This window comes from Pseudomonas sp. AC112 (assembly GCF_979253545.1).
Map to the genome: position 1 here is coordinate 422317 of NZ_CEEDCM010000001.1, position 25606 is coordinate 447922.

Below are 25606 nucleotides of genomic sequence, written 5' to 3' on the forward strand. Positions count from 1 at the left end.
GGCTTACAACTCCGAAAAATTTTTGAGTAGACTCATGCCATATTGATGGCTTTTTTCTGGGTGGAACTGTACACCATGAACATTATTATTCTTTACTGCGCACGTGAAATCAGCGCCATAATTTGCGGTGGCCAAAACATGAGCCTGCTGCTCACACTCATAATAATAAGAGTGCAAAAAATAAAACTTTGATGAGCCTCCAACTCCTTTGAACAAGCCTTCAGCATCGACAGGATCAACGTCGTTCCAGCCCATATGCGGTAACTGCTTCACACGCTCGAGATCAAATTTTCTGACGCTTCCAGGAACCCACCCCAAACCCGGCCGTTGGCCTTCATCGCTAGAGCCCGCCAACATCTGCATACCAACGCAAATACCTAATACCGGCAGTTTTTTTTCAAGAATAAGCTCATCCAATGCGGGACGCATGCCTGATTGATTCAAGCTGTCCATGGCATGATCAAATGACCCAACACCCGGTAGAATAATACGGGTCGCACCCTCAAGCTCTCTTGAAGAGGTCGCAACACCACACTCGATGTTCAACCTTTTATATAAGTTTATAAAAGAGAGTATATTACCCAAGCCATAGTTGATAACCTTTATCATCGCTTAATTGCTCTTTCCATGCCAAGGAAGTGCATAACTTTAGCACCCAGGTCAAACAGATACCGTTGAGACTTATAATCACGGTAAGACTTATTAGGCAATTCCATCAAGCGTTGCAGTTCGTCGACAGTCATGTCCAACTTGTTAGCCACGTACTCGAAATCCTGGTCTATCGTTTCGGGATCATGGGCCGGTAGTGCCAACTTTGACAGTGCATCATCACGCGTCATTTGCTTTGTCAAAATCAAGCTCGAATACTGAATTTTTCGAGTGTCATAACCAAATTTCTTTGGTAGCCAATACCCTTCATAAAATTTTGTAAAGCGTGACTCGTCGTGCTTTCTTGGATACGATTTCCAGCCATACTCTTCAGTCAGAGTCTTAATAGCATCCTCACGAATATACGGGACATAATTCAGGGGCTTGACAACTTTCACGCCTTTGATAAAACGCAAGTACACTTTATGAAACCAAATACTGCTTAACGGGTAATCTTTAAGCGGTCGATCACCAAACTGATTATGAATATCTTTCAACTGCCACATGTCTGTACCGTAGTACATCCACTCCAGTGGGTTACGTACGCACTCGGTAGAATAGTTACCGCCATTCAAGATGTATTTAATGCCATGTTTATTTGCAAATTTATAGAGTGTTGCAATGAAAGCATGATCTTGAGGAATGTCGATATGAGGCACGGAGGCTTTAAAAAAAGCTCTCTGGAAGTCTTTCATTTCTTCCCAGTTGATCACTTCAGTATAAAGATCGAGGCCCAGCTTCTCCACAATGACTTCAATATTGTGAACCGCCAGCTGTGAATTCCAGCCACCATCGACGTGAAACACCAACGGGCGCAAACCAAATTCTTTCACCGCAATATGGAGCAAGTAGGAGCTGTCTAGCCCGCCACTCATGCCCATGATGCAATCAAATGGTTTTCCTTTGTTATCGGCCTTTATCTTTTCGAAAATCGCCGCGATCTGCTGACGGCCTTTTTCCCCGGTGTCCCAGTGGGGCAGCAGGTCACGATAGAAGCCGTTGCAATGGTCGCAGACCCCTTTTTCGTCGAACGTAATATTTTCGTCCGATGTGTCCATTACGCAGTTGTTGCAGATTTGGTATGTCCGACCACTCATAAAAGAGCTCCCTCTAATTCGTCAATATGTTCAAAGCGTCTCAACGTGCACTTTATGCGTTGTCTTGAGCCGCCGTTTCAATTTTTCGCTAACACCCGCTTTTCAAGTACCTACGCAGAATCAGAAGAAACAACATAACTTCGCCAAAAACAAAACTGGCTGCGGCACCATAAACCCCAATAAGTTTGGTTGACGCGACACAGAGCGTGAGGGTAAGTATGCCCGTCGCAATCAAAGACTTGGCCAGGTACCTTTTTGCATTCAAACTGTTCAGACCCGCGGTCCCTAGCATGAAATTCGAGACACCGAAAAATACACCCACTGACATCAGCAAGAATAGATTCGCCATGAGTGGCTTATCGGGATAGCTACTTAAAAAGGCGACCTTATCGTTCAGCAACACCCACACAGTAACGATGGCGATCAGTATCAATAAAAGAATCATGAGCTGCAGATACGTTAGGCGCAGAATTCTATAGAGCGCTATTTTATCTGGTTCCGGACGCCCATATACGGCGTGTATGACACGAGGAAAGAAGAACTGATTTAGCGGTCGTATCACGGCCTGAAATGCCTTGATAAATTTTTCCACCACTGAATAACTGGCTACTGATGCTGCGCTCACCCCGAAAAAACTCAAGACCAACAAGTTTGAGTCCCGAAAAAGTACAACCGCAAAATTTCCGGAAAAAATTTCTTTTCCGTCAACCAAGCTATTCCACATATTTTTCCAGGAAACGGATGTGAATTTAACCCCTACAACAAACAACAAGTACAGCGTCGAAAAAAACCCACCGACCAAATAACTACACCCCACTATCAGTGGAAGAAAATAGGTCGGATCGGAAGGCTGCAAATAAGTAAATACTATGCCACAACACGCCAGGCGACTGACGAGAGACAGCACTGCGACAGGTACATTATTTTCAAGAGCTTGAAAAAAATAGGTGGATTGAAATATGTATGCCAGTGGAAGCAACATCCAACACAACAAGGACAGGTAAACATCATGCGCAAGAAATACACCACTGATCAACACAACGCCGACACAGAAGGCCCATATAATGAGACGCGAACACATCACCTCACTGAACACTGTGGATGCTAGCGCTACGCCCTCCTGCTTCAGTGCATGGACGGACCTCGTAACTCCATTAATCTCATAGCTGTAAAGTACGATCGCCAGCACAATGAGCCCAATGGCTTCTGAGACCACCAAGTCCCTGTATTTTTCAGCTCCAATCAGATGTAATACGTAGGGAAAGATAAAAATGGGCAGCAACGCATTCGCACCCTGCACGCACGCAAGTGAAAATATGTTAGCCAGATTTTTACGTATCAATATCATAGCTCGACGGCAATACTCAGACCAAACCCATTAATAAAAAATGCCTGCCCATGACGAATGGGTACAGGCACTTCATAATGACAAAATTAACGACCAAAGATGCCGCGCGTATCAATTATCTGACGCGTTTCAAGCTGACTCCTTGGAATTCCCTTAAACGCTTTATGATCAACAAGTAGTACGACGATATCTGCCTCATGGAGCGCGCTATCGGCACTCTTCAGCTCTACCGAATTTGTCAACGATTCAGGCAATCTTTCTATATTCGGTTCGACGGCAAGGACGCGACCTGGGTGTTTTTTTGCCAATGCAAGCGTGATACCGACGGATGGGCTTTCGCGTAAGTCATCAATGTCGGGCTTAAATGCCAAACCAAAGCATGCGATTGTCACATCTTTCGCAGATTTATCAGGGTTAGCCTGTAGATGCTCCGCGACGGCTATTTGAACTTTGCTGATAACCCACTCAGGTTTACTGTCATTTACCTCGCGGGCGCAGCGAATAAGTTTTGCCAGATCTGGTGTACTACTTACAATGAACCATGGGTCGACGGCTATACAATGCCCCCCCACCCCGGGACCTGGTTGCAGTATGTTAACCCGAGGGTGCCGGTTAGCTAACGCGATAAGCTCCCATACATCGATGTTCAACTTATCAGCAATCATCGACAATTCATTGGCAAATGCAATATTCACATCGCGAAAGCTGTTTTCTGTCAGCTTGCACATTTCGGCTGTACGCGCATTAGTAACAATGCACTCACCTTCTACAAATAACTTGTATAAGCTGACTGCCGCGTTAGAACACTTAGCACTCATGCCGCCGATAACGCGGTCATTCTGAACCAATTCACGTAGTACATGCCCCGGCAACACGCGCTCTGGACAGTGAGCTATACGGATGTCAGAAGCTTCACCGTGGGTCTGCGGAAAGGTAAGGTCATTGCGAATTTCCGCGAGCCATTTAGACATCTGCTCCGTTGCACCTACCGGCGAGGTTGACTCTAGAATCACCAAATCGCCGGCTTTCAATACAGGTGCGATGGCCTTGCAGGCCGACTCAATGTAGGACAGATCCGGCTCATGGCCTGCTTTAAATGGCGTGGGCACTGCAATAAGGAACGCATCAGCAGGCTCAGGCGTACAGGTGGCCCGCAAATACCCCTCAGTGACGGCAGCATGAACGACCATATCCAAGTCGGGCTCGACGATATGTATCTCACCACGGTTAATCGTCTCTACAGCGACCGTATTAACATCGACGCCAATTACTTTAATTTTACGAGACGCAAAAACGGCTGCAGTAGGCAAACCGATATAGCCGAGACCAACAACCGAAATAGTTTTAAACACAAATATATCCTTGACCAATTATCAGCAATCGGCTTTGTGAAAATTATTAAATAAAATCTCGACGATTCTGTTACATGCTTGGCCATCGCCATACGGATTGTGTGCGTACGCCATTTCCTCATAGAAAGCGCTATCGGTTAACAATCGACTTAAATTGTCTTTGATTGTTAAAACATCTGTACCCACAAGTTTTACTGTGCCTGCTTCAACCGCCTCAGGGCGTTCGGTGGTATCTCGCATAACCAATACAGGCTTACCGAGAGAAGGCGCCTCTTCCTGTATGCCACCTGAATCAGTCAAAATCAGATACGACCGGTTCATCAAATAAACAAAAGGCAGGTAATCCAAGGGCTCGATCAAGTGAATATTTGCGATCCCTGACAACAGTCGATTTATTGGCTCTCTGACGTTAGGATTCAGGTGCACGGGATAAACAATTTCGATATCCGGGTACTCACGTGCTGTTTCAGCAAGTGCAGTACATATTCTTTCGAAGCCGCCACCAAAGCTTTCGCGTCGGTGGCCGGTGACCAAAATAGTTTTTTTGCTTTTGTCCAAAAACGAAAATTGCTTATCGAGTTGGCTTTTTAACAAACTATCGCCTTCCAGTTTCGCCACGATTTCGAGCAGTGCATCAATAACGGTATTGCCTGTTACATGCACAGCAGCTTGATCGACACCCTCACGGAGCAGGTTTAGTGCAGCGTTCTCCGTCGGTGCAAAATGCAGTTCTGCCAAAGCGCCGGTCAGCTTTCGATTCCCTTCCTCAGGCCACGGCGAGTAAAGATCGCCGGTTCTTAAACCGGCCTCTACGTGTGCGACGGGAATTCTATGGTAATAGGCAGCTAACGCTGTCGCAAACGTCGTAGCCGTATCACCGTGTACCAAAATAATGTCCGGGGTGAATGAAGCAAATACGTCCTTCATACCCAGCAGGATTCCAGTAGAAATATCAGACAGGTCCTGCCCTGGCTGCATGATGTCAAGGTCGTAGTCAGGCTTCAGGTTGAAAAGCTCCAGGACCTGATCAAGCATTTGACGGTGCTGCGCTGTCACGCAAACTCGACCATCAAAACGGTCATCAGTCGCCAAGGCTAATGCTAAAGGAGCCATTTTGATGGCCTCCGGACGAGTCCCAAACACTGAAAGCACTTTTATTGACATTTGCATCCCAAAGGTAAGAAGTTGGCTGAGCAACCTATGCTCTCGCGCAACCGGATTCTCCTGAATAAATACGTTGCTCCCAAGCGTCACTCTACTCCCTTAGGAGCACCTTATGATCAGCTGAGGGAGCCCTCGAAAAACAAGCTAATTTAAACGCAAATTAGAGGCCTGTGCTTATCTAACAGGCGCCTGAGCAAAACCAAACACTTACGGCGTATTGATATAGAGAACCTTAGAGTTGGCGCGGATCTTTTGACTGCCTAGCCTCTGTTATTTGAGTGGCAGTATGTCTAGTAGGAAACTGACGAATTACATCGCAGATCAACGCAAAACATCCAGTCAGCCGCCAAAAAATTGACAATGTCTACCCTCATATGAGGTCATGCGAGATTCCTGCGTTTATGCAGCACAGTATACAAGCGAATCGGATCTACTTCACGCGCGGGCGCGCACCGTGATAACCAGCGGTGGCCAGTACAACGCGCAGGCCCTCTTTTTGTTGACCCTTGTACGGCTGACGAAGCGTGCAACGGTTGCACAGATAGATAAGTCACGCTCAGCAGAATGCAGGCGTGAGCGAATATGGCTCACCGCTAGCGGAGGTAACTGACTGCTGATCACAAAACATCATCTGCCAGCAAACCCTGCTCGCACGAGACACTTTTTTGAAGGAATGTCAAAAACTGGCGACGGCAAAATGCGGCTTGCCAGGTCATCACCTGATCAAAACGGCACGAAGCATCAGGCTCGACACCATTGGACTGGAAAGGAATCTAAGAAGGGCAGAGATTGATGCACAATCTCGTTATTGAGGTTCGCGCACCGAAGGGCTTATCTGAATCAAACAGCGCGGAGTGCCGTCATTGTAGGAAAAACGGCCATTAAATGGATAACGGGCGTAATAGTTCTCGAAAATTCACAGGGCGTATCAGCCAGACCGAAAGCGCCACGCCCATGAGCACATTAAGATTCACCACCAACTATTGGCGCCGGCTAACTGCCCCATCACGCCTAAATAGTAGCGCCATCAAAGGCCCAACGGACAGCCCGACAATCAGCGCCACCACTACAAACACCGACGCAGGAACCTGAGGTGTTACCCAGCCCAAGAAAGAAAAAGCCAACGACTGTTGATTCTCAAGCACGAACACCAGGATCACCAACGCCGCAATCAATAGCAGTATTAGCAATGCAGCCCGCTTAATTCCATGCATGATCAGCTTCCCCAAAAAAGAAAATCAAACCACATCCTCATCTTCATTCACACGATCCCTAAGCTCCTTCCCCGGCTTGAAGTGAGGCACAAACTTCCCATCCAAACTTACAGACTGCCCCGTCTTCGGATTCCGCCCCACCCTCGGCGCACGATAGTGCAGCGAAAAGCTCCCAAACCCACGGATCTCAATCCGATCACCCGTCGCCAGGCACTGGGACATTTGTTCAAGCATAGTCTTGATAGCCAGCTCTACATCCTTGGATGAGAGCAGCCCTTGATGGGTGACAATTCGTTCGATCAACTCCGACTTCGTCATATTTTTCCCTTCTTTTTCAAGCAGCTAGGAAAAGCGCTTCGAAGGTTTTAGCATGACTTGATGAATTTGAACAGCCCGCCAGCCAACTTATCTGCAGGCTAGATGGCAACTTGCTATAGGCGTATTCCATCATCAATTACAGATCACCAGCATGGTGCGAGTCACCGCACCGGCGGGGTTCCAGCCGAACAGGTAGTCGCCCTCTTCGTCCGTGGCGTCACTGGACCTGGTGATGACCTTATAGCCCTGCATCTTGCACTCCCGGGCCGCGCGCTTCTCGCACTTCTCCCATTTGTTACCCAGGCCCGAGCAATCGATCTCGATGCCGCTGACGCCGCGTTTAGCGTGGGTCTTGGCGCTGGTGGTGGAGCAACCTGCCAGCATGACCACTGCGAGTATTACGATAAGCCTGTTCATTCAATTCCTTATTGAAGCGACAACACAAGAACCGCTTTTTTTCTTAAGACTATAGTCAGATCTGACACTGAGCTATACGCCTTGGTTCTCTGTGTTGATTCAACGAATTTCAGGCACAAAAAAGGGCGACCGAAGTCGCCCTTTTTCTATGGTCTGACAGAACTTAGTTCTGTTTTTCCATTTGTGCACGCAACAGGTCGCCCAGAGTGGTAGGACCAGCAGCGATGCTATCCGAAGGCTTGTCTTTCAAGCTCTGGATGGCTTCTTTCTCTTCAGCATCGTCTTTCGACTTGATGGAGAGCTGGATTACACGGCTCTTGCGGTCAACGCTGATGATCTTGGCTTCTACTTCCTGGCCTTCTTTCAGAACGTTACGCGCGTCTTCAACGCGGTCACGGCTGATTTCGGAGGCTTTCAGAGTCGCTTCGATATCGTCGGCCAGAGTGATGATGGCGCCTTTAGCGTCAACTTCTTTCACAGTGCCCTTAACGATTGCGCCTTTGTCGTTGTCCTGAACGTATTCAGAGAACGGGTCGCTTTCCAGTTGCTTGATACCCAGGGAGATACGCTCGCGCTCTGGGTCAACCGACAGGATAACGGTGTCCAGCTCGTCGCCCTTCTTGAAACGACGAACAGCTTCTTCGCCCACTTCGTTCCAGGAGATGTCGGACAGGTGAACCAGGCCGTCGATGCCGCCGTCCAGACCAATGAAGATACCGAAATCGGTGATCGACTTGATGGTGCCGGAGATTTTATCGCCCTTGTTGAACTGGCCAGAGAAATCTTCCCACGGGTTAGATTTGCACTGCTTGATGCCCAGGGAGATACGACGACGCTCTTCGTCGATGTCCAGAACCATAACTTCCACTTCGTCGCCGACTTGTACGACTTTCGAAGGGTGGATGTTTTTGTTGGTCCAGTCCATTTCGGAAACGTGTACCAGGCCTTCCACGCCTTCTTCCAGCTCAGCGAAGCAGCCGTAGTCGGTCAGGTTGGTAACACGCGCGGTAACGCGAGTGCTTTCTGGGTAACGGGCTTTGATAGCGACCCATGGATCTTCACCCAGTTGCTTCAGGCCCAGGGAAACACGGTTGCGCTCGCGATCGTATTTCAGAACCTTGACATCAATCTCGTCGCCAACGTTGACGATTTCGGAAGGATGCTTGATACGCTTCCAAGCCATGTCGGTAATGTGCAGCAGGCCATCCACGCCACCCAGGTCGACGAATGCGCCGTAGTCGGTGAGGTTTTTGACGATACCTTTGACTTGTTGGCCTTCCTGCAGGGATTCCAGCAGAGCTTCACGCTCGGCGGAGTTCTCTGCTTCCAGGACGCTGCGACGGGAAACGACAACGTTGTTGCGCTTCTGGTCGAGTTTGATGACCTTGAATTCGAGTTCTTTGCCTTCCAGGTGCGTGGTGTCGCGCACTGGACGAACGTCGACCAAAGAACCTGGCAGGAACGCACGGATGCCGTTAACGTCGACAGTGAAGCCGCCTTTAACCTTACCGTTGATAACGCCCTTGACCACTTCTTCAGCTGCGAAGGCTGCTTCGAGAACAATCCAGCATTCAGCGCGCTTGGCTTTTTCACGGGACAGCTTGGTTTCACCGAAACCGTCTTCAACCGAGTCCAGAGCAACGTGAACTTCGTCACCGACATTGATTGTCAGATCACCAGCATCGTTGTAGAACTGTTCCAGCGGGATCAGAGCTTCAGACTTCAGACCAGCGTGAACGGTTACCCAGCGAGCTTGGTAATCGATATCAACGATAACACCGGTGATGATGGAGCCTGCCTGAAGGTTCAGGGTTTTTAGGCTTTCTTCAAAGAGTTCCGCAAAGCTTTCGCTCATTTTAATTCCTGTTGATAAGGGCGAAGAATACGCCCATCTCCACACCCCAGACGGTGTGGGTCAGTTTCAATTAAAAGAAGCACCACAGGACTATGACTGGTCCCCTGCGGCCTTCTTGGTCACCCGGCGATATCGCGAATGGCGATCTCGCTCAAGATGCGTTCCAGCACCTGCTCGATGGACAACTCCGTGGAATCCAGCTGTATGGCATCAGCCGCCGGCTTGAGCGGGGCTACTGCGCGCTGGGTATCACGCTCATCGCGTGCACGGATCTCATCTAGCAGACTCGACAGACTAACACCATCGACTTTGCCCTTCAACTGCAAGTAGCGGCGGCGGGCCCGCTCCTCGGCGCTGGCGGTCAGGAAAATCTTCAAGGGTGCCTCGGGAAACACCACGGTCCCCATGTCACGGCCATCGGCCACCAGGCCCGGCGGCTCCTGGAAAGCCCGCTGGCGCTGCAGCAGCGCATCACGCACGGCCGGCAGCGCGGCAACCTGGGAAGCCCAGGAGCCGACTTGTTCGTTGCGCAGGTCATCCGTCACATCGTCCCCTTCGAGGATGATGCGCTGGGGATGACCTTCCGTCGCGCCGACGAACTGCACATCAAGGTGCGCCGCCAGCAGCTTGAGGGATTCTTCGTTGGTCAGGTCGACGCCATGGTTGCGTGCGGCGAATGCCAGCAAGCGGTACAGCGCGCCGGAATCCAGCAGGCACCAACCCAGGCGCTTGGCCAGGATGCCGGCGATCGTGCCTTTGCCCGAGCCGCTTGGCCCGTCGATGGTAATCACCGGTGCTTTGATATTCACAATTGAGCCTCTTGGGCAACACGGATGCCGACTTGGGCACACAGTGTAAGAAAATTCGGAAAAGACGTAGCAACATTGGCGCAGTCACGGATACGAATCGGCGCCGCCGCCCGCAGGGAAGCTACGCTGAACGCCATGGCAATCCGATGATCGCCATGGGCATGGACTTCACCACCGCCCATCAGGCCACCGTCAATGATAATCCCATCGGGGGTCGGTTCACACTTCACCCCCAGTGCCAGCAGACCGTCGGCCATGACCTGGATGCGATCGGACTCCTTCACGCGCAACTCCTGAGCCCCACGCAACACGGTCCGCCCCTCGGCACAGGCCGCCGCGACGAACAGCACCGGGAATTCATCGATTGCCAGCGGCACCAGCGCCTCGGGAATCTCGATACCTTTTAGCGTCGCCGCGCGCACGCGCAGGTCAGCAACCGGCTCGCCGCCGACTTCGCGCTGATTTTCCAGGGTGATATCCGCGCCCATCAGCCGCAGGATGTCGATCACGCCAGTACGTGTCGGATTGACTCCCACATGCTCCAGCAACAGCTCGGAGCCTTCGGCGATCGAAGCCGCTACCAGGAAAAACGCCGAAGAAGAAATATCCCCCGGCACTTCTATATGGGTAGCCGTCAACGCCTGGCCCGATTCCAGCGAAGCCGTCGCGCCCTCCACCGTCACCGGGTAACCAAAGCCGCGCAACATGCGCTCGGTATGGTCACGGGTCGGTGCAGGCTCGATGACCGCGGTCTTGCCCTCGGCGTACAACCCCGCCAGCAGCAAGCAGGATTTAACCTGCGCGCTGGCCATCGGCATCGCGTAGGTCAGGCCTTTCAACGACTGCCCACCACGGATAGCCAGCGGCGGACGCCCTTCCGGGCCCGTCTCGATCACCGCGCCCATGTCCCGCAGTGGTTTGGCCACGCGATTCATCGGGCGCTTGGACAGGGACGCGTCGCCCGTCAGCACGCTGTCGAAACGCTGCGCCGCCAGCAAACCGGACAGCAGGCGCATGGAGGTGCCCGAGTTGCCGAGGTAAATCGGCCCCGGCGCTGGTTTCAAACCCTGCAAGCCCACGCCATGGATGGTGACGCGCCCATGGTGCGGGCCTTCGATCACCACACCCATGTCGCGAAACGCCTGCAAGGTCGCCAGGGCGTCTTCGCCCTCAAGGAATCCTTCAACTTCAGTCACCCCCTCAGCCAACGAACCCAGCATGATCGACCGATGGGAGATCGACTTGTCGCCCGGCACCCGAATGCTTCCGCTCAAGCGGCCGCCCGGGTTGGCGAGGAAGGTCAGGTCATCGGCGTTCACAGCGGTTTCCATGTAGGCCCGGCGCGCCAGGATCTTGCTGAAATGCTCACGCGCCACCCGCGCACGGGTGAACACGCCCAATAATTGATGGCCATCGCCGGCATCCACCGCGTCGCGCAAGGCATCGAGGTCGCTGCGGAAGGTGTCCAGGGTGCGCAACACCGCCTCGCGATTGGCGAGGAAGATATCGTGCCACATCACCGGGTCGCTGCCGGCAATCCGCGTAAAGTCGCGAAAGCCGCCGGCGGCGTAACGGAAAATCTCGAGGTTCTCATTGCGCTTGGCCAGGGAGTCCACCAGGCCAAATGCCAGCAGATGCGGTAGATGGCTCGTCGCGGCCAGCACTTCGTCGTGACGCTCGACCTGCATATGCTCGACATCCGCCCCCAGCTCGCGCCACAGGCGATCCACCACCGCCAGCGCAGCCGGATCGGTTTGCTCCAGCGGCGTCAGGATGACCTTATGGCGACGGAACAACTGCGCATTCGACGCCTCCACCCCGCTCTGCTCGGAACCGGCAATCGGATGGCCCGGCACGAAGCGCGCCGGCATGCCACCAAACGCCTGTTGCGCCGCGCGCACGACGTTACCTTTGGCACTGCCGACATCCGTGAGGATCGCATGGCCCAGGTCCATGCCCGCCAACACCGCCAGCAATTTTTCCATGGCCAGGATCGGCACCGCCAACTGGATCACGTCAGCGCCCTGGCACGCGAGCGCCAGGTCCGCCTCGCAACGATCCACCACCCCCAACTCGACCGCCAACTTGCGCGATTGCGGGTCCAGGTCGACCCCCACCACTTCGCCACACACGCCGCTTTCACGCAGGCCTTTGGCGAAGGAGCCGCCGATCAACCCCAGACCGACCACCACTAGGCGACCGATCATAGGCACAGCAGGTTGCAATGCAGTGACATCAACCACGAGCCAGAACCTTGGCCAGCGCCTCAAGGAAGCGGCTGTTTTCCGCCGGCAGGCCGATGGTGATGCGCAGGTGGTTCGGCATGCCGTAGTTGGCCACCGGCCGCACGATCACGCCTTCGCGCAGCAGGCCCTGGAATACCGGAGCAGCCACTTGGCCGAGGTCGACACAAATGAAATTGCCCTTGGACGGAATCCAGCCCAGGCCGAGCTCACGGAAACCTTCCTGTAACTGCAGCATGCCGGTTTCGTTGATGCGACGGCCTTCTTCCAGGTACTCGGCATCCTTCACCGCCGCACAAGCCGCCGCCAGGGCGAGGCTATTGACGTTGAACGGCTGGCGCACGCGGTTCAGCACATCAGCGACCACCGCCGTGGACAGGCCGTAGCCCACGCGCAGCGACGCTAGACCATAGGCCTTGGAGAAGGTGCGCGAGACCAGCAGGTTCGGGTACGCCGCCAGGAAGTCGAGGCCGTCTGGCAGGTCGCTGCCCTCGGCATACTCGATGTACGCCTCGTCCAGCACCACCAGCACGTGTTCAGGCACGTCTTGCAGGAAGTCGTTCAGCGCCTGAGCGTCGAACCACGTGCCGGTCGGGTTGTTCGGGTTGGCGATAAACACCACGCGGGTTTGTGCATCGATGGCCGCCAGCATGGCCGGCAGGTCGTGGCCCCAATCCTTCGCTGGAATGACGCGCGCATCGGCACCGACCGCCTGGGTCACGATCGGATAGACCGCAAACGCGTGTTCGCTGAACACCGCGTTCAAGCCTGGCGCCAGGTAGGCACGGCCGACCAGTTCAAGAATGTCGTTGGAACCGTTACCCAGGGTTACCTGGTTCAGCTCGACCCGGCACTTCTCCGCCAGCAGGGACTTGAGTGCAAAGCCGTTGCCATCAGGGTAGCGGGTCAGCTCGGCCAATTCTTCACGGATCGCCGCCAACACTTTCGGGCTAGGGCCCAGCGGGTTCTCGTTGCTCGCCAGCTTGACGATCCTGGACGGATCCAGGTTCAACTCACGCGCCAGCTCGTCCACAGGCTTGCCCGGGACGTAAGGCGACAGTTGTTGCACGCCCGGCTGAGCCAGGGCGAGGAAGTTGCCACTCATGTTAAAGCCTCACAAAACCGCTTTCGGGTAAGAGCCCAGCACCTTGAGTGCCACGGCTTCCTGACTGATTTTCTCGAGCACACCCTTGACCAGTGGGTCGCGGTGGTGGCCGATGAAGTCGATAAAGAACACGTAAGTCCATTTACCGCTGCGCGAAGGACGAGTCTCGATGCGCGTCAGGTCAATCCCGTTGTCGTGGAACGGCACCAGCAGCTCATGCAGCGCGCCGGGCTTGTTACTCATGGAGACAATGATGGAGGTCTTGTCGTCGCCGGTCGGTGGCACTTCCTGGCTGCCGATCATCAGGAAGCGCGTGGAGTTGTCCGGGCGGTCCTCGATTTTCTCGGCCAGGCGCGTCAGGCCGTACAGGCCCGCCGCCATATCACCGGCGATGGCCGCCGAATTCCACTCGCCCTTGACCCGCTTGGCGGCTTCGGCGTTACTGGAGACCGCCACGCGCTCGACATTCGGGTAGTGAGCGTCCAGCCACTTGCGGCACTGGGCCAGGGACTGGGCATGGGAGTAGATGCGGCTGATGCTGTCAGTCTTGGTGTTCTCACCCACCAGCAGGTGGTGGTGGATACGCAGCTCGACTTCGCCGCAGATCACCATGTCGTGCTCAAGGAAGCTGTCCAGCGTGTGATTGACCGCGCCTTCGGTGGAGTTTTCCACCGGCACCACGCCAAAATTCACCGCACCGGCTGCCACTTCACGGAACACTTCGTCGATCGCCGCCATCGGCTTGCTGATCACCGCGTGGCCGAAGTGCTTCATGGCCGCCGCTTGGGTGAAGGTGCCTTCCGGGCCGAGGTAGGCCACTTTCAGCGGCTGCTCAAGGGCCAGGCACGAAGACATGATTTCACGGAACAACCGCGCCATCTCTTCGTTGCCCAACGGGCCCTTGTTGCGATCCATCACACGCTTGAGCACCTGGGCCTCACGCTCGGGACGGTAGAACACCGGCACTTCGCCTTCAGCCAGGGACGCCATCTTCACCCGTGCCACTTCCTGGGCACACCGCGCGCGCTCACTGATCAGCTCCAGGACTTTCTCGTCCAGGCTGTCAATGCGTACGCGCAGCGCCTTGAGTTCTTGCTCAGACATTAGCCGTGTTCCTTTTCGAACTCTGCCATATAGGCAACCAGCGCCTTGATGGCGTTGATGTCGACAGCGTTGTAGATGGAGGCGCGCATGCCACCGACCGATCGGTGACCCTTGAGGTTCAGCAGGCCACGCTCGTCGGCACCGGCCAGGAATGGCTTGTCCAGACGGTCGTCAGCCAGGCGGAACGGCACGTTCATCCACGAGCGGTCAGTCAGGTTGATCGGGTTGCTGTACAGGCCGCTGGCGTCGATGAAGTCGTACAGGGTGCGCTTCTTCTCTTCGTTCAGCTTGCCCATGGCAGCGACACCGCCCTGCTCTTTCAGCCACTCGAAGACCAGGCCGGACAGGTACCAGGCGAACGCCGGCGGGGTGTTGTACATCGAGCCGTTATCGGCCGCGACCTTGTAGTTGAGCATGGTCGGGCACAGCGAACGGGCACGCCCCAGCAGGTCTTCGCGGATAATGTTGACCAGGATGCCGCTCGGGCCGATGTTCTTCTGCGCGCCGGCGTAGATCATGCCGTACTTGGACACATCGATCGGGCGCGAGAGGATGTCCGAAGACATGTCGCACACCAGCGGAACGTCGCCGACTTCCGGCACCCAGTCGAATTCCAGGCCGCCGATGGTTTCGTTGGCCACGTAGTGAACGTAGGCAGCGTCCTTCGACAGCTTCCACTCGTTCTGACCGGGAATGGCGAAGTAATCGTAGGGCTTGGCGGTACCGGCAATATTGACGTGACCGTAACGCGAAGCCTCTTCAATGGCCTTCTGGCCCCAGATACCGGTGTCGATATAGTCGGCAGTGCCGTCTTCCGGCAGCAGGTTCAGCGGGATCTGGGCGAACTGCTGGCTGGCGCCGCCCTGCAGGAACAGCACTTTGTAGTTGGATGGGATGTCCAGCAAGTCGCGCAGATCCTGCTCGGCCTTGGTGGCGATGGACACGAACTCATCGCTGCGATGGCTCATTTCCATCACGGAGAGGCCTTTTCCATGCCAGTCGAGGAGTTCACCCTGCGCACGCTGCAGGACTGCTTCAGGAAGCGCCGCGGGACCGGCACAGAAGTTATAGGCTCTCTTGCTCACATCCAATCTCACTCTGATCTGGTGGGGCTGCAATCATGTTCGGTAACAACCTTTCTCTGGAGCGAACCCTTGTGGGAGCTGGCTTGCCTGCGATAGGGGCACCTCGGTAGCACAGTGATACCGCGGCGCTGCCATCGCAGGCAAGCCAGCTCCCACATTGACCGCGTCCAGCCAAAGGACGTGTTATTTCATAAGGGACAAACAACAAGGGGGCGAATCTTCATCCGCCCCCTGTGTGTCCGCTTATTCCTGCGGTTCTTCTTCGTCTGCGGCAGCATCGAGGGTTGGCTCGTCGACGTTGTCATCGCCTGCTGCGATCACCTCGCCTTCAAATTCCTCACCTTCCAACTCTTCGCCTTCGACTTCCGATGGCTCCTGGACACGCTCCAGGCCGACCAGTTTTTCGTCCTTGGCCAGCTTGATCAGCGTCACGCCCTGGGTGTTACGGCCCAGGCTCGACACTTCGGCCACACGGGTACGTACCAAGGTGCCCTGGTCGGAAATCAGCATGATCTCCTCGCCGTCGAGCACCTGGACCGCGCCGACCAGACGGCCGTTGCGGTCGTTGCTGACCATGGCGATCACGCCTTGGCCGCCACGCTTGTACTCCGGGAACTCGCTGATGGCGGTGCGCTTGCCATAACCACGCTCGGAAGCGGTGAGGATCTGGCTGCCTTCTTCCGGGATCAGCATCGAAATCAACTTTTGCCCTTCTGGCAGGCGCATGCCGCGCACACCGCGGGCGGTACGGCCCATGGCACGAACGTCGGATTCCTTGAAGCGCGTCACCTTGCCGCCGTCGGAGAACAGCATGACTTCACGCTCGCCATCGGTGATGGCAGCGGAGATCAGCACGTCACCTTCGTCCAGCTCCAGGGCGATGAGGCCCACGCTGCGCTGGCGGCTGAAGGATTCCAGCGGGGTCTTCTTGACGGTGCCTTTGGCGGTGGCCATGAAGATGAAGTGACCTTCGGTGTATTCCTCGACCGGCAACATGGTGGTGATGTATTCATCACTGTCCAGCGGCAGCAGGTTGACCAGCGGACGACCACGGGCGGCACGGGAGGCTTCCGGGATCTCGTAGGTCTTGAGCCAGTACACCTTGCCTTTGCTGGAAAACAGCAGCAGCGTGGTGTGGCTGTTGGCGACCAGCAGGTGAGCGATGTAGTCCTCATCCTTGACGCCAGTAGCCGATTTACCTTTACCACCACGACGCTGGGCCTGGTACGCAGCCAGCGGCTGGGTCTTGGCATAGCCACCGTGGGAGATGGTCACCACACGCTCTTCTTCCGGGATCATGTCACCCAGGGTCAGGTCGAGGCGCGCGTCGAGAATCTCGGTGCGGCGCACATCGCCGTATTCGGCGCGGATCACTTCCAGTTCTTCGCGGATCACTTCCATCAGGCGCACGGCGCTGCTGAGGATGCGGATCAACTCGCCGATCTGGTTGAGGATCTCCTGGTACTCGGCCAGCAGCTTCTCGTGCTCCAGGCCGGTCAGGCGGTGCAGGCGCAGTTCCAGGATAGCCTGGGCCTGTTCCGGCGACAGGAAGTACTTGCCTTCGCGCAGACCGTATTGCGGGTCCAGGGTCTCCGGACGGCACGAATCGGCGCCGGCACGCTCAACCATGGCCACCACGGCGCTGGATTCCCAAGGGGTGCTGATCAGCGCCTCTTTGGCTTCCGACGGGGTTGGCGAGGCTTTGATCAGGGCGATCACCGGGTCGATGTTCGACAGCGCAACGGCCTGGCCTTCCAGGATGTGGCCGCGTTCGCGAGCCTTGCGCAGTTCGAACACGGTACGGCGGGTGACCACTTCGCGGCGGTGACGCACGAAGGCTTCCAGCAGATCCTTGAGGTTCAGGATGCGCGGGCGGCCGTCGATCAGTGCAACCACGTTGATACCAAACACGCTTTGCAGCTGGGTCTGGGCGTAGAGGTTGTTGAGGATCACCTCAGGCACTTCGCCACGACGCAGCTCGATCACCACGCGCATACCGTCTTTGTCAGACTCGTCGCGCAGCTCGGTGATGCCTTCGAGCTTCTTCTCTTTGACCAGCTCGGCGATCTTCTCGATCAGACGCGCTTTGTTCAGCTGGTACGGGAGTTCGGTGATGACGATCTGCTGGCGGCCACCGACTTTGTCGATGTCTTCGATCATCGAGCGGGCGCGCATGTAAATGCGGCCACGACCGGTACGGTAGGCTTCGATGATGCCGGCGCGACCGTTGATGATCGCAGCGGTCGGGAAGTCCGGACCCGGGATGTATTGCATCAGCTCGTCGACGGTCAGCTCGGGGTTGTCGATGAGGGCCAGGCAACCGTCGATGACTTCACCGAGGTTGTGCGGCGGGATGTTGGTTGCCATGCCCACGGCGATACCGCTGGAACCGTTGACCAGCAGGTTGGGGATCTTGGTCGGCATGACGGCCGGGATCATTTCGGTGCCGTCGTAGTTCGGCACCCAGTCCACGGTTTCTTTATGCAGGTCGGCCAGCAGCTCGTGCGCCAGCTTGGTCATGCGCACTTCGGTGTATCGCATGGCCGCGGCGTTGTCGCCGTCGACCGAACCGAAGTTGCCCTGGCCGTCTACCAGCAGGTAGCGCAGGGAAAACGGCTGGGCCATCCGAACGATGGTGTCGTACACCGCAGTGTCGCCGTGAGGGTGATACTTACCGATCACGTCACCGACAACACGGGCAGATTTCTTGTACGGCTTGTTCCAGTCGTTACCCAGCTCGCTCATCGCGAACAGCACACGCCGGTGCACGGGCTTCAAGCCATCGCGCGCATCAGGCAGTGCCCGACCGACAATTACGCTCATCGCGTAGTCGAGGTAGGACTGTTTCAGCTCGTCTTCGATATTGACCGGGAGGATTTCTTTGGCCAGTTCGCCCATGAGAAGCCTGATTCCTTTTTCGGGTGAAACCTCGTCACATCCATATGGGACGAACGAAGCTCGCCGCTGCCGGCAAAGTGCCTGACAACGACTTACGACAAATCAACGAGTTATGACACGGATCTGCACGTTATAGGCCACCCCTCGGGGCAACCCTGGAAACCGCCGGATGTTATCACAATCGCCGCCACGCACCTATCCCCCTGATGCGCATGGAGCATAGTAAGTTGACGGATGACAGGCTTGAGGGGGACGAGAGGGGCTCAGAGATGGGGTGGTGCTATTTTTCGGGCGTGGATCCGAGGATTTTATTGACTTAAATGGCCAATCGCAGGCAAGCCATCTCCCACACTTAGACCTGTGAACACTATCCAATGTGAGAGCTGGATTGCCTGCGATTGCCATTTCACGGGCGCCAGGCCCCTCAATGCAAGCGCTTGCGACACATCAACTTGGCCAATTTGGCCGTATCCGGCCGCTCGACCACGCCTTTCTCCGTCACGATCACATCAATCAAGTCAGCCGGCGTCACATCGAATACCGGATTAAACGCAGCCGCCTCAAGACGCTGCCCCATCACGTCCAACAGTTCACCGGCATCGCGCTCTTCCAGGGCCACGTCATCGCCACTGGCCATCATCATATCCAGGGTCGAGCTCGGCGCCACCACCATGAAGCGCACACCGTGGTGCATCGCACACACCGCCAGTTGGTAGGTGCCGATCTTGCTGATCACATCGCCATTGGCGGCAATGCAATCGGCGCCGACGATTACCCAGGTCACGCCTTTGGTCTTGAGGATATGCGCACCCGCCGAATCGGCATTCACCGTCACCGGGATGCCCTCGCCCGCCAGTTCCCAGGCGGTCAGCCGCGAACCCTGCAGCCAGGGCCGGGTTTCATTGGCGTACACCTGCTCGACCATGCCTTCCAGGTAAGCTGCTCGAATCACCCCGAGCGCCGTGCCCACGCCGCCGGTCGCCAGGGCGCCTGCATTACCATGGGTAAGGATGGCCTGGGCATTGCCCTGGTGCTTGCGGATCAGCTCGACGCCCAGCTGGGCCATGGTCAGGTTGGCTTCGCGATCACTCTCGTGGATCGCAATCGCCTCGGCTTCCAGCACCGCCAGCGGGTCGGCGTGCTTTTTGACGCGGTCCAGGCGGTCGCGCATGCGCTTCAACGCCCAGAACAGGTTCGACGCAGTCGGTCGGGCATCGGCTAAAAGTGCGTAGTCTTCTTCCCAGGAGGCCTGCCAGTCACCGCCCTCGGCGATCCGTTCACGCGCCGCCAGCACCAGGCCATATGCGGCACTGATACCAATGGCCGGTGCCCCGCGCACCACCATCGAACGGATGGCCGCCGCGACGTCTTCGACCGTGACGCACGCCACCCAGCTCTCGCGGGACGGCAAGGCACGCTGATCGAGCAGGTACAGCGCGCCATCACGCCAATCGATGGCCTTCACCTTCTCCGCTGCCAACAGTCGATCGCGCATCCCTTACTCCGCACTCATGAACAAAGCCGCCGATTATAGCGATCCGCCAGCCAGGACGCTCGGGTATACTTCGCCCTTCTTTTATAGCTGCCTGGGAAGAAGCCTGCGATGACCGCCACTGCCGCCCCGCTCGACTTATTGTTGCTGCCTACATGGCTGGTGCCTGTCGAACCAGCTGGCGTGGTGCTCAAAGAGCATGGCCTGGGCATGCGCGATGGGCGCATTGCATTTATTGGCCCTCGCGAAGCCGCCTTGAAGCAGCCCGCCCTGGAGACCCGCGAGCTGCCGGGCGTGCTGCTCAGCCCCGGCCTGATCAACGCCCACGGCCACGCGGCAATGAGCCTGTTTCGCGGCCTGGCCGACGACCTGCCACTGATGACCTGGCTGGAAAAGCACATCTGGCCCGCCGAGGCCAAGTGGGTCGATGAAGCCTTCGTGCGCGACGGCACCGACCTGGCCATCGCCGAGCAAATCAAGGGCGGCATCACCTGCTTCTCCGACATGTACTTCTACCCCAAGGTCGCCAGCGACTGCGTGCACAACAGCGGCATGCGCGCGCAGATCGCGATTCCGATCCTCGACTTCCCGATTCCGGGCGCCAGCACGCCCGACGAGGCCCTGCGCCAGGGCATCGAGCTGTTCGGCGACCTCAAGCACCACCCACGCATCAAGATCACCTTCGGCCCCCACGCGCCCTATACGGTGTGCGATGACAACCTGGAAAAAATCCGCGTCATCGCCGAAGAGCTGGACGCCGCGATCCATATGCACGTGCACGAAACCGCCTTCGAAGTGCAGCAAGCCGTCGAGCAGACCGGTGAGCGCCCACTGGCGCGCCTGGGCCGACTCGGGCTGCTGGGGCCGCGCTTCCAGGCCGTTCATATGACCCAAATCAGCGAGGACGACCTGGCTTTGCTGGTAGAAAGCAACACCAGCGTGATCCATTGCCCGGAATCGAACCTGAAACTGGCCAGCGGCTTTTGCCCGGTGGAGCGTCTGTGGCAGGCTGGCGTGAATGTAGCAATCGGCACCGACGGCGCCGCCAGTAACAATGACCTCGACCTGCTGGGCGAAACCCGCACCGCAGCCATGCTCGCCAAGGCGGTCGCCGGCTCTGCCACCGCGCTGGATGCCCATCGCGCCCTGCGCATGGCGACGCTCAACGGCGCGCGGGCCATGGGCCTGGAAAGCGAGATTGGCTCGCTGGAAGTTGGCAAGGCGGCAGATATCGCCGCCTTCGATCTGTCGGGGCTGGCGCAACAACCGATCTACGATCCGGTCTCGCAGCTTATATATGCCACCGGACGCGATTGTGTGAAACACCTTTGGGTCGCCGGCAAGCAGTTGCTCGACGACCGGCAATTGACCCGCATGGATGAACAACAGTTGACCGCCACGGCCATCGCCTGGGGCCAACGCATCAGCGGGCACAGCGAATAACGAAGGTTTTGAACCCCTGGGTTCAGGACTGACCAAACGATTATCAGGTTTAGAGGATTCACCATGAGCAACGTCGACCACGCCGAAATCGCCAAATTCGAAGCCCTGGCTCACCGCTGGTGGGACCGCGAGAGCGAATTCAAGCCGCTGCACGACATCAACCCGCTGCGGGTCAACTGGATTGACGAACGCGTCAACCTAGCCGGCAAGAAGGTGCTGGATGTGGGTTGCGGTGGCGGTATTCTCAGCGAAGCCATGGCCCAGCGCGGCGCGACCGTGATGGGCATCGACATGGGCGAAGCGCCCTTGGCCGTGGCCCAACTGCATCAACTGGAATCCGGCGTGAGCGTGGAATACCGCCAGATCACCGCCGAAGCCCTGGCCGAAGAAATGCCCGAGCAGTTCGACGTGGTCACCTGCCTGGAAATGCTCGAACACGTACCGGACCCGTCCTCGGTGATCCGCGCGTGCTTCCGCATGGTCAAGCCCGGCGGCCAGGTGTTCTTTTCCACCATCAACCGCAACCCCAAGGCCTACCTGTTCGCAATCATCGGCGCCGAATACATCATGAAGCTGCTGCCGCGCGGCACCCATGACTTCAAGAAATTCATCCGTCCGTCCGAGCTGGGTGCCTGGAGCCGCCAGGCCGGGCTGACCGTCAAGGACATCATCGGCCTGACCTACAACCCGCTGACCAAGCACTACAAGCTGACCAACGACGTTGACGTCAACTACATGATCCAAACCCTGCGCGAGGAGTGAGCCTGTGAAGTTGCGAGCGGTTCTCTTCGATATGGACGGTACCCTGCTGGACACCGCGCCGGACTTTATCGCCATCTGCCAGGCCATGCGGGCCGACCGCGGACTGGGGCCGATCAACCCCGAGCATATCCGCGATGAGATCTCCGGCGGCGCGCGGGCGATGGTCGCCGTGACCTTCTCGATGGACCCGGAATCCCCGGGCTTCGAAGAACTGCGCCTGGAATTCCTCGAGCGTTACCTCAAGGGCTGCGCGGTCCACAGCAAACTGTTCGACGGCATGGCCGAGCTGCTGGAAGACATCGAGAAGGCCAACCTCATCTGGGGCGTGGTCACCAACAAGCCACTGCGCTTTGCCGAACCGATCATGCAGCAACTGGGCCTGGCCGAGCGCTCGGCGCTGCTGATTTGCCCTGATCACGTAAAAAACAGCAAGCCGGACCCGGAGCCGATGATCCTGGCGTGCAAGATGCTCGACCTGGACCCGGCCAGCGTGTTGTTCGTGGGCGATGACCTGCGCGATATCGAGTCCGGCCGCGACGCCGGCACCCGCACCGCAGCGGTCACCTACGGCTATATCCACCCGGACGACAACCCGCGCCACTGGGGCGCCGATGTGGTGGTGGATCACCCGCTGGAACTGCGCAAGGTGCTGGATAACGCACTGTGCAGTTGCTGATTGTTCACCAAATCTACTGACCAATGAAGATCCAAATGTGGCAGCGGGCTTGCTCGCGAAGGCGGTCTATCAGGACCAAATTTGCGGCCTGATACTCCGCATTCGCGAGCAAGCCCGCTCCCACAGGGGATCAACGTTGCTTTCAAGTTTGGTGTCTGCAACCTGCTGAACTTTTGTCGAGGCTATTTATGTTTGATTACTCCGCACGTCCAGACCTGCTCAAAGGCCGCATCATCCTGGTGACCGGCGCCGGTCGCGGGATCGGCGCGGCGGCGGCGAAGACCTACGCCGCCCATGGCGCTACCGTGCTGTTGCTGGGCAAGACCGAAGCCAACCTGGCCCAGGTATATGACGAAATCGAAGCGGCCGGCCAGCCGCAACCGGTGGTGATCCCGTTCAACCTGGAGACCGCCCTGCCCCATCAATACGATGAGCTGGCCGCGATGATCGAAAAGGAATTCGGCCACCTCGACGGCCTGCTGCACAACGCCTCGATCATCGGCCCACGCACGCCGCTCGAGCAGTTGTCCGGCGAGAATTTCATGCGGGTGATGCACGTAAACGTCAACGCGATGTTCATGCTGACCAGCACATTGCTACCGCTGCTGAAGCTGTCCCAGGATGCGTCGGTGGTGTTCACCTCCAGCAGTGTCGGGCGCAAGGGTCGGGCTTACTGGGGCGCTTATGGCGTGTCGAAGTTTGCGACCGAAGGCTTGATGCAAACCCTGGCCGATGAGCTTGAGGATGTGGCCGCGGTACGCTCCAACAGCATCAACCCCGGCGGTACGCGCACCAGCATGCGCGCCCAGGCCTACCCAGGGGAAAACCCGATGGAACGGCCCGCGCCGGAAGAAATCATGCCGGTGTACCTGTACCTGATGGGGCCGGACAGTGCCGGCATCAACGGCCAGGCGTTCGACGCGCAATAAACTGTAGGAGCCGGCTTGCCGGCGATGAGGCCCTTGAAATCAGCATCGATCAAGAGGACGCCATCGCCGGCAAGCCGGCTCCTACAAGGGATAGCGTCGCGGGTTAGTTCTTCACCACTTCTTCGAGGGTGAAACGGCCCAGCGGGTTTTGCAGGAAGTTGCTCACGTTTTTGCGTGAGATGTTGATGTAGGGGCTGTAGTACAAGTCGATCCAGTTAACATCCTGTTTCGCCAGCTTCTGCAGTTCCACGTACATCTGCTCACGCTTGACCGGGTCTGCTTCGATCCGCGCAGCGGCCACCAGGTCCTTGACCTTGTCGTTCTTGTAACGGGTCATGTAGTTCTGGTTGGTGTCGTGGCCCAGCACGAAGGTGGTCTTCTGGTCTGGGTCGAGGATGTCGTTGGTCCAGTACATCACCGAAATATCGTATTCACCGTCCACCAGCATCTGCCAGCTCTGGGTCGGGTCGACCTTTTGCAGGTTGGCGGTTACGCCGACCTTGGCCAGTTGATCCTTGATGATGACCGCTATCTGCTCGTCGGCCTCGTTGCCGGCGTTGACCACGTAGTTGAGTTTCAAGTCCTTGGCACCGGCCTGCTCCAGCAGCTTCTTGGCGGCGGTCGGGTCATACGGGCGTTGCAGGTTGTTGGCGTAGTGGTACAGCGAGCCTTTTGGAATGTAGGAATAGGCCACGGTGCCTTGGCCGTAAGTGGCGGTTTTCACCAGCGATTGTTTGTCGATGGCCATGTCCAGCGCCTGACGCACTTCCGGCTTGGCCAGTAGCCCGTGGTCGTGGTTGATCAGCAAGTGATCTTCACGGGTGGACGGGTCGGCGTGGATCACCACGTTCTTGTCTTTCTTCAACTCCTCAACCCGCGAGAACGGTACGAAGATCGCCGTGTCCAGTTCGTTGTTCTGCACCATGCGCATGCGCGTGTTGTCGTCGGTGACGGACACCCACTCCACGCCATCCAGGCTCACGTTCTTGGCCTGCCAGAAGTTCGGGTTTTTCTTCAGGATGACGCGGTCGCCCTTGCGCCACTCGTCCACGGTAAAGGCGCCGGAGGTCACCGGGTTTTCCGAGTAGGCGTCTTCGCCCATCTTGGTCATGGCTTTCTCCGACAGGATCGACACCGTCGGCGACGCCAATTGAGAGAGGAAGGCCACGGCCGGAGTCTTCAAGGTGACCACCAGGGTTTTCGGGTCCGATGCCTTGGCGGTGTTGATCAGGTTGAAGGGATCAGCCCACAGCGAAGCCTTGTTGTCGCGGATGCGCAGCAGGCTGAACGCTGCATCGTCGGCGGTGATCGCCGAACCGTCGGAGAACTTCGCATCACGCAGCTTGAAGGTGTAGGTCAGACCATCCTTGGAAATGTCCCAGCTTTCGGCCAGGCCCGGTTCCATCTTGGTGCCCAGGTTGTCGACGCGCACCAGGGTGTCGTAGACGTTGGCGAACACCCAGGTGTCGCGGTTTTGCGCGCTTTTGATCGGGTCGAACGTGGTACTGTCTTCACGGCAGCCGATGGTCAGGACACCAGCGGCCTGGGCGAAACCGGCGGTCAGCGACCAGGCGGTCAATGTTGCGGCGGCGAGCAACTTCAAGTGGCGCGATTGCATATCACAACTCCTTGTTAATGAATGGCAGA

Annotated in this window: 21 protein-coding genes; 4 read left to right on the forward strand and 17 right to left on the reverse strand. The window is 56.8% G+C overall.

Translation table 11 applies throughout. The features are described from left to right. Positions 1-3: 3 nt before the first annotated feature. From hisH to mtnA, 16 genes are all read right to left on the reverse strand, one after another. A complete protein-coding gene (gene hisH, locus AC0IYN_RS02095; protein ID WP_471840395.1) occupies positions 4-609 on the reverse strand; it encodes an imidazole glycerol phosphate synthase subunit HisH in 606 nt (201 codons plus the stop codon). Next, entirely contained in the window at positions 606-1745 is a 1140-nt protein-coding gene (locus tag AC0IYN_RS02100; RefSeq protein WP_214496392.1) for an N-acetyl sugar amidotransferase, read from the reverse strand. The genes hisH and AC0IYN_RS02100 overlap by 4 nt, the downstream gene beginning before the upstream one ends. Before the next feature lie 88 nt (positions 1746-1833). Next, positions 1834-3093 carry an oligosaccharide flippase family protein gene (locus AC0IYN_RS02105; protein WP_458376661.1) on the reverse strand — a complete coding sequence of 420 codons (1260 nt, stop codon included), beginning with the start codon at positions 3091-3093 and terminating at the stop codon, positions 1834-1836. Positions 3094-3179: 86 nt separating this feature from the next. Next, complete coding sequence (gene wecC / locus AC0IYN_RS02110; RefSeq protein ID WP_406597342.1) at positions 3180-4445, reverse strand: UDP-N-acetyl-D-mannosamine dehydrogenase; 1266 nt, start codon at positions 4443-4445, stop codon at positions 3180-3182. A 21-nt stretch (positions 4446-4466) separates the two neighbouring features. Next, positions 4467-5609: a non-hydrolyzing UDP-N-acetylglucosamine 2-epimerase gene (gene wecB, locus AC0IYN_RS02115; protein WP_406597393.1), complete on the reverse strand. Its 1143-nt coding sequence runs from the start codon at positions 5607-5609 to the stop codon at positions 4467-4469. Between the two features lie 980 nt (positions 5610-6589). Continuing rightward, on the reverse strand, positions 6590-6823 hold the full coding sequence (locus AC0IYN_RS02120; protein WP_406597341.1) for a hypothetical protein: 234 nt from the start codon (positions 6821-6823) through the stop codon (positions 6590-6592). 24 nt (positions 6824-6847) lie between these two features. Beyond that, on the reverse strand, positions 6848-7141 hold the full coding sequence (ihfB, locus tag AC0IYN_RS02125; RefSeq protein WP_122543193.1) for an integration host factor subunit beta: 294 nt from the start codon (positions 7139-7141) through the stop codon (positions 6848-6850). 132 nt (positions 7142-7273) lie between these two features. Continuing rightward, a complete protein-coding gene (locus tag AC0IYN_RS02130) occupies positions 7274-7558 on the reverse strand; it encodes a hypothetical protein (RefSeq protein ID WP_252993755.1) in 285 nt (94 codons plus the stop codon). Positions 7559-7721: 163 nt separating this feature from the next. Continuing rightward, positions 7722-9413: a 30S ribosomal protein S1 gene (gene rpsA, locus AC0IYN_RS02135; RefSeq protein ID WP_025856938.1), complete on the reverse strand. Its 1692-nt coding sequence runs from the start codon at positions 9411-9413 to the stop codon at positions 7722-7724. Between the two features lie 119 nt (positions 9414-9532). Beyond that, positions 9533-10222 carry a (d)CMP kinase gene (gene cmk / locus AC0IYN_RS02140; RefSeq protein WP_003172653.1) on the reverse strand — a complete coding sequence of 230 codons (690 nt, stop codon included), beginning with the start codon at positions 10220-10222 and terminating at the stop codon, positions 9533-9535. After that, complete coding sequence (locus AC0IYN_RS02145) at positions 10219-12429, reverse strand: bifunctional prephenate dehydrogenase/3-phosphoshikimate 1-carboxyvinyltransferase (RefSeq protein ID WP_471840399.1); 2211 nt, start codon at positions 12427-12429, stop codon at positions 10219-10221. The genes cmk and AC0IYN_RS02145 overlap by 4 nt, the downstream gene beginning before the upstream one ends. Positions 12430-12457: 28 nt before the next feature. Then, the gene (gene hisC, locus AC0IYN_RS02150; protein WP_078047492.1) at positions 12458-13570 is read right to left on the reverse strand and encodes a histidinol-phosphate transaminase; all 1113 of its coding nucleotides are present in this window, start codon (positions 13568-13570) and stop codon (positions 12458-12460) included. A 9-nt stretch (positions 13571-13579) separates the two neighbouring features. Next, positions 13580-14674 carry a prephenate dehydratase gene (pheA, locus tag AC0IYN_RS02155; protein WP_471840401.1) on the reverse strand — a complete coding sequence of 365 codons (1095 nt, stop codon included), beginning with the start codon at positions 14672-14674 and terminating at the stop codon, positions 13580-13582. Continuing rightward, complete coding sequence (serC, locus tag AC0IYN_RS02160; RefSeq protein ID WP_457238354.1) at positions 14674-15759, reverse strand: 3-phosphoserine/phosphohydroxythreonine transaminase; 1086 nt, start codon at positions 15757-15759, stop codon at positions 14674-14676. Before serC ends, pheA begins: the two co-directional genes overlap by 1 nt. A gap of 243 nt (positions 15760-16002) precedes the next feature. Then, on the reverse strand, positions 16003-18657 hold the full coding sequence (gene gyrA, locus AC0IYN_RS02165) for a DNA gyrase subunit A (protein ID WP_032892792.1): 2655 nt from the start codon (positions 18655-18657) through the stop codon (positions 16003-16005). 424 nt (positions 18658-19081) lie between these two features. After that, positions 19082-20152 carry an S-methyl-5-thioribose-1-phosphate isomerase gene (mtnA, locus tag AC0IYN_RS02170; protein WP_457247744.1) on the reverse strand — a complete coding sequence of 357 codons (1071 nt, stop codon included), beginning with the start codon at positions 20150-20152 and terminating at the stop codon, positions 19082-19084. Between the two features lie 108 nt (positions 20153-20260). Here mtnA and AC0IYN_RS02175 point away from each other — a divergent pair, with 108 nt between their 5' ends. From AC0IYN_RS02175 to AC0IYN_RS02190, 4 genes are all read left to right on the forward strand, one after another. Further along, entirely contained in the window at positions 20261-21592 is a 1332-nt protein-coding gene (locus tag AC0IYN_RS02175; protein WP_471840404.1) for a TRZ/ATZ family hydrolase, read from the forward strand. A gap of 63 nt (positions 21593-21655) precedes the next feature. Further along, the gene (ubiG, locus tag AC0IYN_RS02180) at positions 21656-22354 is read left to right on the forward strand and encodes a bifunctional 2-polyprenyl-6-hydroxyphenol methylase/3-demethylubiquinol 3-O-methyltransferase UbiG (RefSeq protein ID WP_471840406.1); all 699 of its coding nucleotides are present in this window, start codon (positions 21656-21658) and stop codon (positions 22352-22354) included. Between the two features lie 4 nt (positions 22355-22358). Further along, complete coding sequence (gene mupP, locus AC0IYN_RS02185) at positions 22359-23030, forward strand: N-acetylmuramic acid 6-phosphate phosphatase MupP (RefSeq protein ID WP_458376658.1); 672 nt, start codon at positions 22359-22361, stop codon at positions 23028-23030. A gap of 188 nt (positions 23031-23218) precedes the next feature. After that, positions 23219-23959, forward strand: coding sequence for a YciK family oxidoreductase (locus AC0IYN_RS02190; RefSeq protein WP_034102626.1), 741 nt, complete (start codon positions 23219-23221; stop codon positions 23957-23959). A 103-nt stretch (positions 23960-24062) separates the two neighbouring features. Here AC0IYN_RS02190 and AC0IYN_RS02195 read toward each other — a convergent pair whose 3' ends face one another. After that, positions 24063-25577 (reverse strand): ABC transporter substrate-binding protein, encoded by a 1515-nt coding sequence (locus tag AC0IYN_RS02195; RefSeq protein WP_406597336.1) that lies wholly within the window; start codon positions 25575-25577, stop codon positions 24063-24065. Positions 25578-25606: the final 29 nt, after the last annotated feature.

Coding starts and splice junctions, on each gene's coding strand:
- AC0IYN_RS02120 (WP_406597341.1), bottom strand. CDS start 6,823: ATGCATGGAATTAAGCGGGCTGCATTGCTAATACTGCTATTGATTGCG.
- AC0IYN_RS02100 (WP_214496392.1), bottom strand. CDS start 1,745: ATGAGTGGTCGGACATACCAAATCTGCAACAACTGCGTAATGGACACA.
- gyrA (WP_032892792.1), bottom strand. CDS start 18,657: ATGGGCGAACTGGCCAAAGAAATCCTCCCGGTCAATATCGAAGACGAG.
- hisH (WP_471840395.1), bottom strand. CDS start 609: ATGATAAAGGTTATCAACTATGGCTTGGGTAATATACTCTCTTTTATA.
- AC0IYN_RS02175 (WP_471840404.1), top strand. CDS start 20,261: ATGACCGCCACTGCCGCCCCGCTCGACTTATTGTTGCTGCCTACATGG.
- ihfB (WP_122543193.1), bottom strand. CDS start 7,141: ATGACGAAGTCGGAGTTGATCGAACGAATTGTCACCCATCAAGGGCTG.
- AC0IYN_RS02195 (WP_406597336.1), bottom strand. CDS start 25,577: ATGCAATCGCGCCACTTGAAGTTGCTCGCCGCCGCAACATTGACCGCC.
- AC0IYN_RS02105 (WP_458376661.1), bottom strand. CDS start 3,093: ATGATATTGATACGTAAAAATCTGGCTAACATATTTTCACTTGCGTGC.
- AC0IYN_RS02130 (WP_252993755.1), bottom strand. CDS start 7,558: ATGAACAGGCTTATCGTAATACTCGCAGTGGTCATGCTGGCAGGTTGC.
- hisC (WP_078047492.1), bottom strand. CDS start 13,570: ATGAGTGGCAACTTCCTCGCCCTGGCTCAGCCGGGCGTGCAACAACTG.
- mtnA (WP_457247744.1), bottom strand. CDS start 20,152: ATGCGCGATCGACTGTTGGCAGCGGAGAAGGTGAAGGCCATCGATTGG.
- ubiG (WP_471840406.1), top strand. CDS start 21,656: ATGAGCAACGTCGACCACGCCGAAATCGCCAAATTCGAAGCCCTGGCT.
- wecB (WP_406597393.1), bottom strand. CDS start 5,609: ATGTCAATAAAAGTGCTTTCAGTGTTTGGGACTCGTCCGGAGGCCATC.
- rpsA (WP_025856938.1), bottom strand. CDS start 9,413: ATGAGCGAAAGCTTTGCGGAACTCTTTGAAGAAAGCCTAAAAACCCTG.
- AC0IYN_RS02190 (WP_034102626.1), top strand. CDS start 23,219: ATGTTTGATTACTCCGCACGTCCAGACCTGCTCAAAGGCCGCATCATC.
- pheA (WP_471840401.1), bottom strand. CDS start 14,674: ATGTCTGAGCAAGAACTCAAGGCGCTGCGCGTACGCATTGACAGCCTG.
- AC0IYN_RS02145 (WP_471840399.1), bottom strand. CDS start 12,429: ATGATCGGTCGCCTAGTGGTGGTCGGTCTGGGGTTGATCGGCGGCTCC.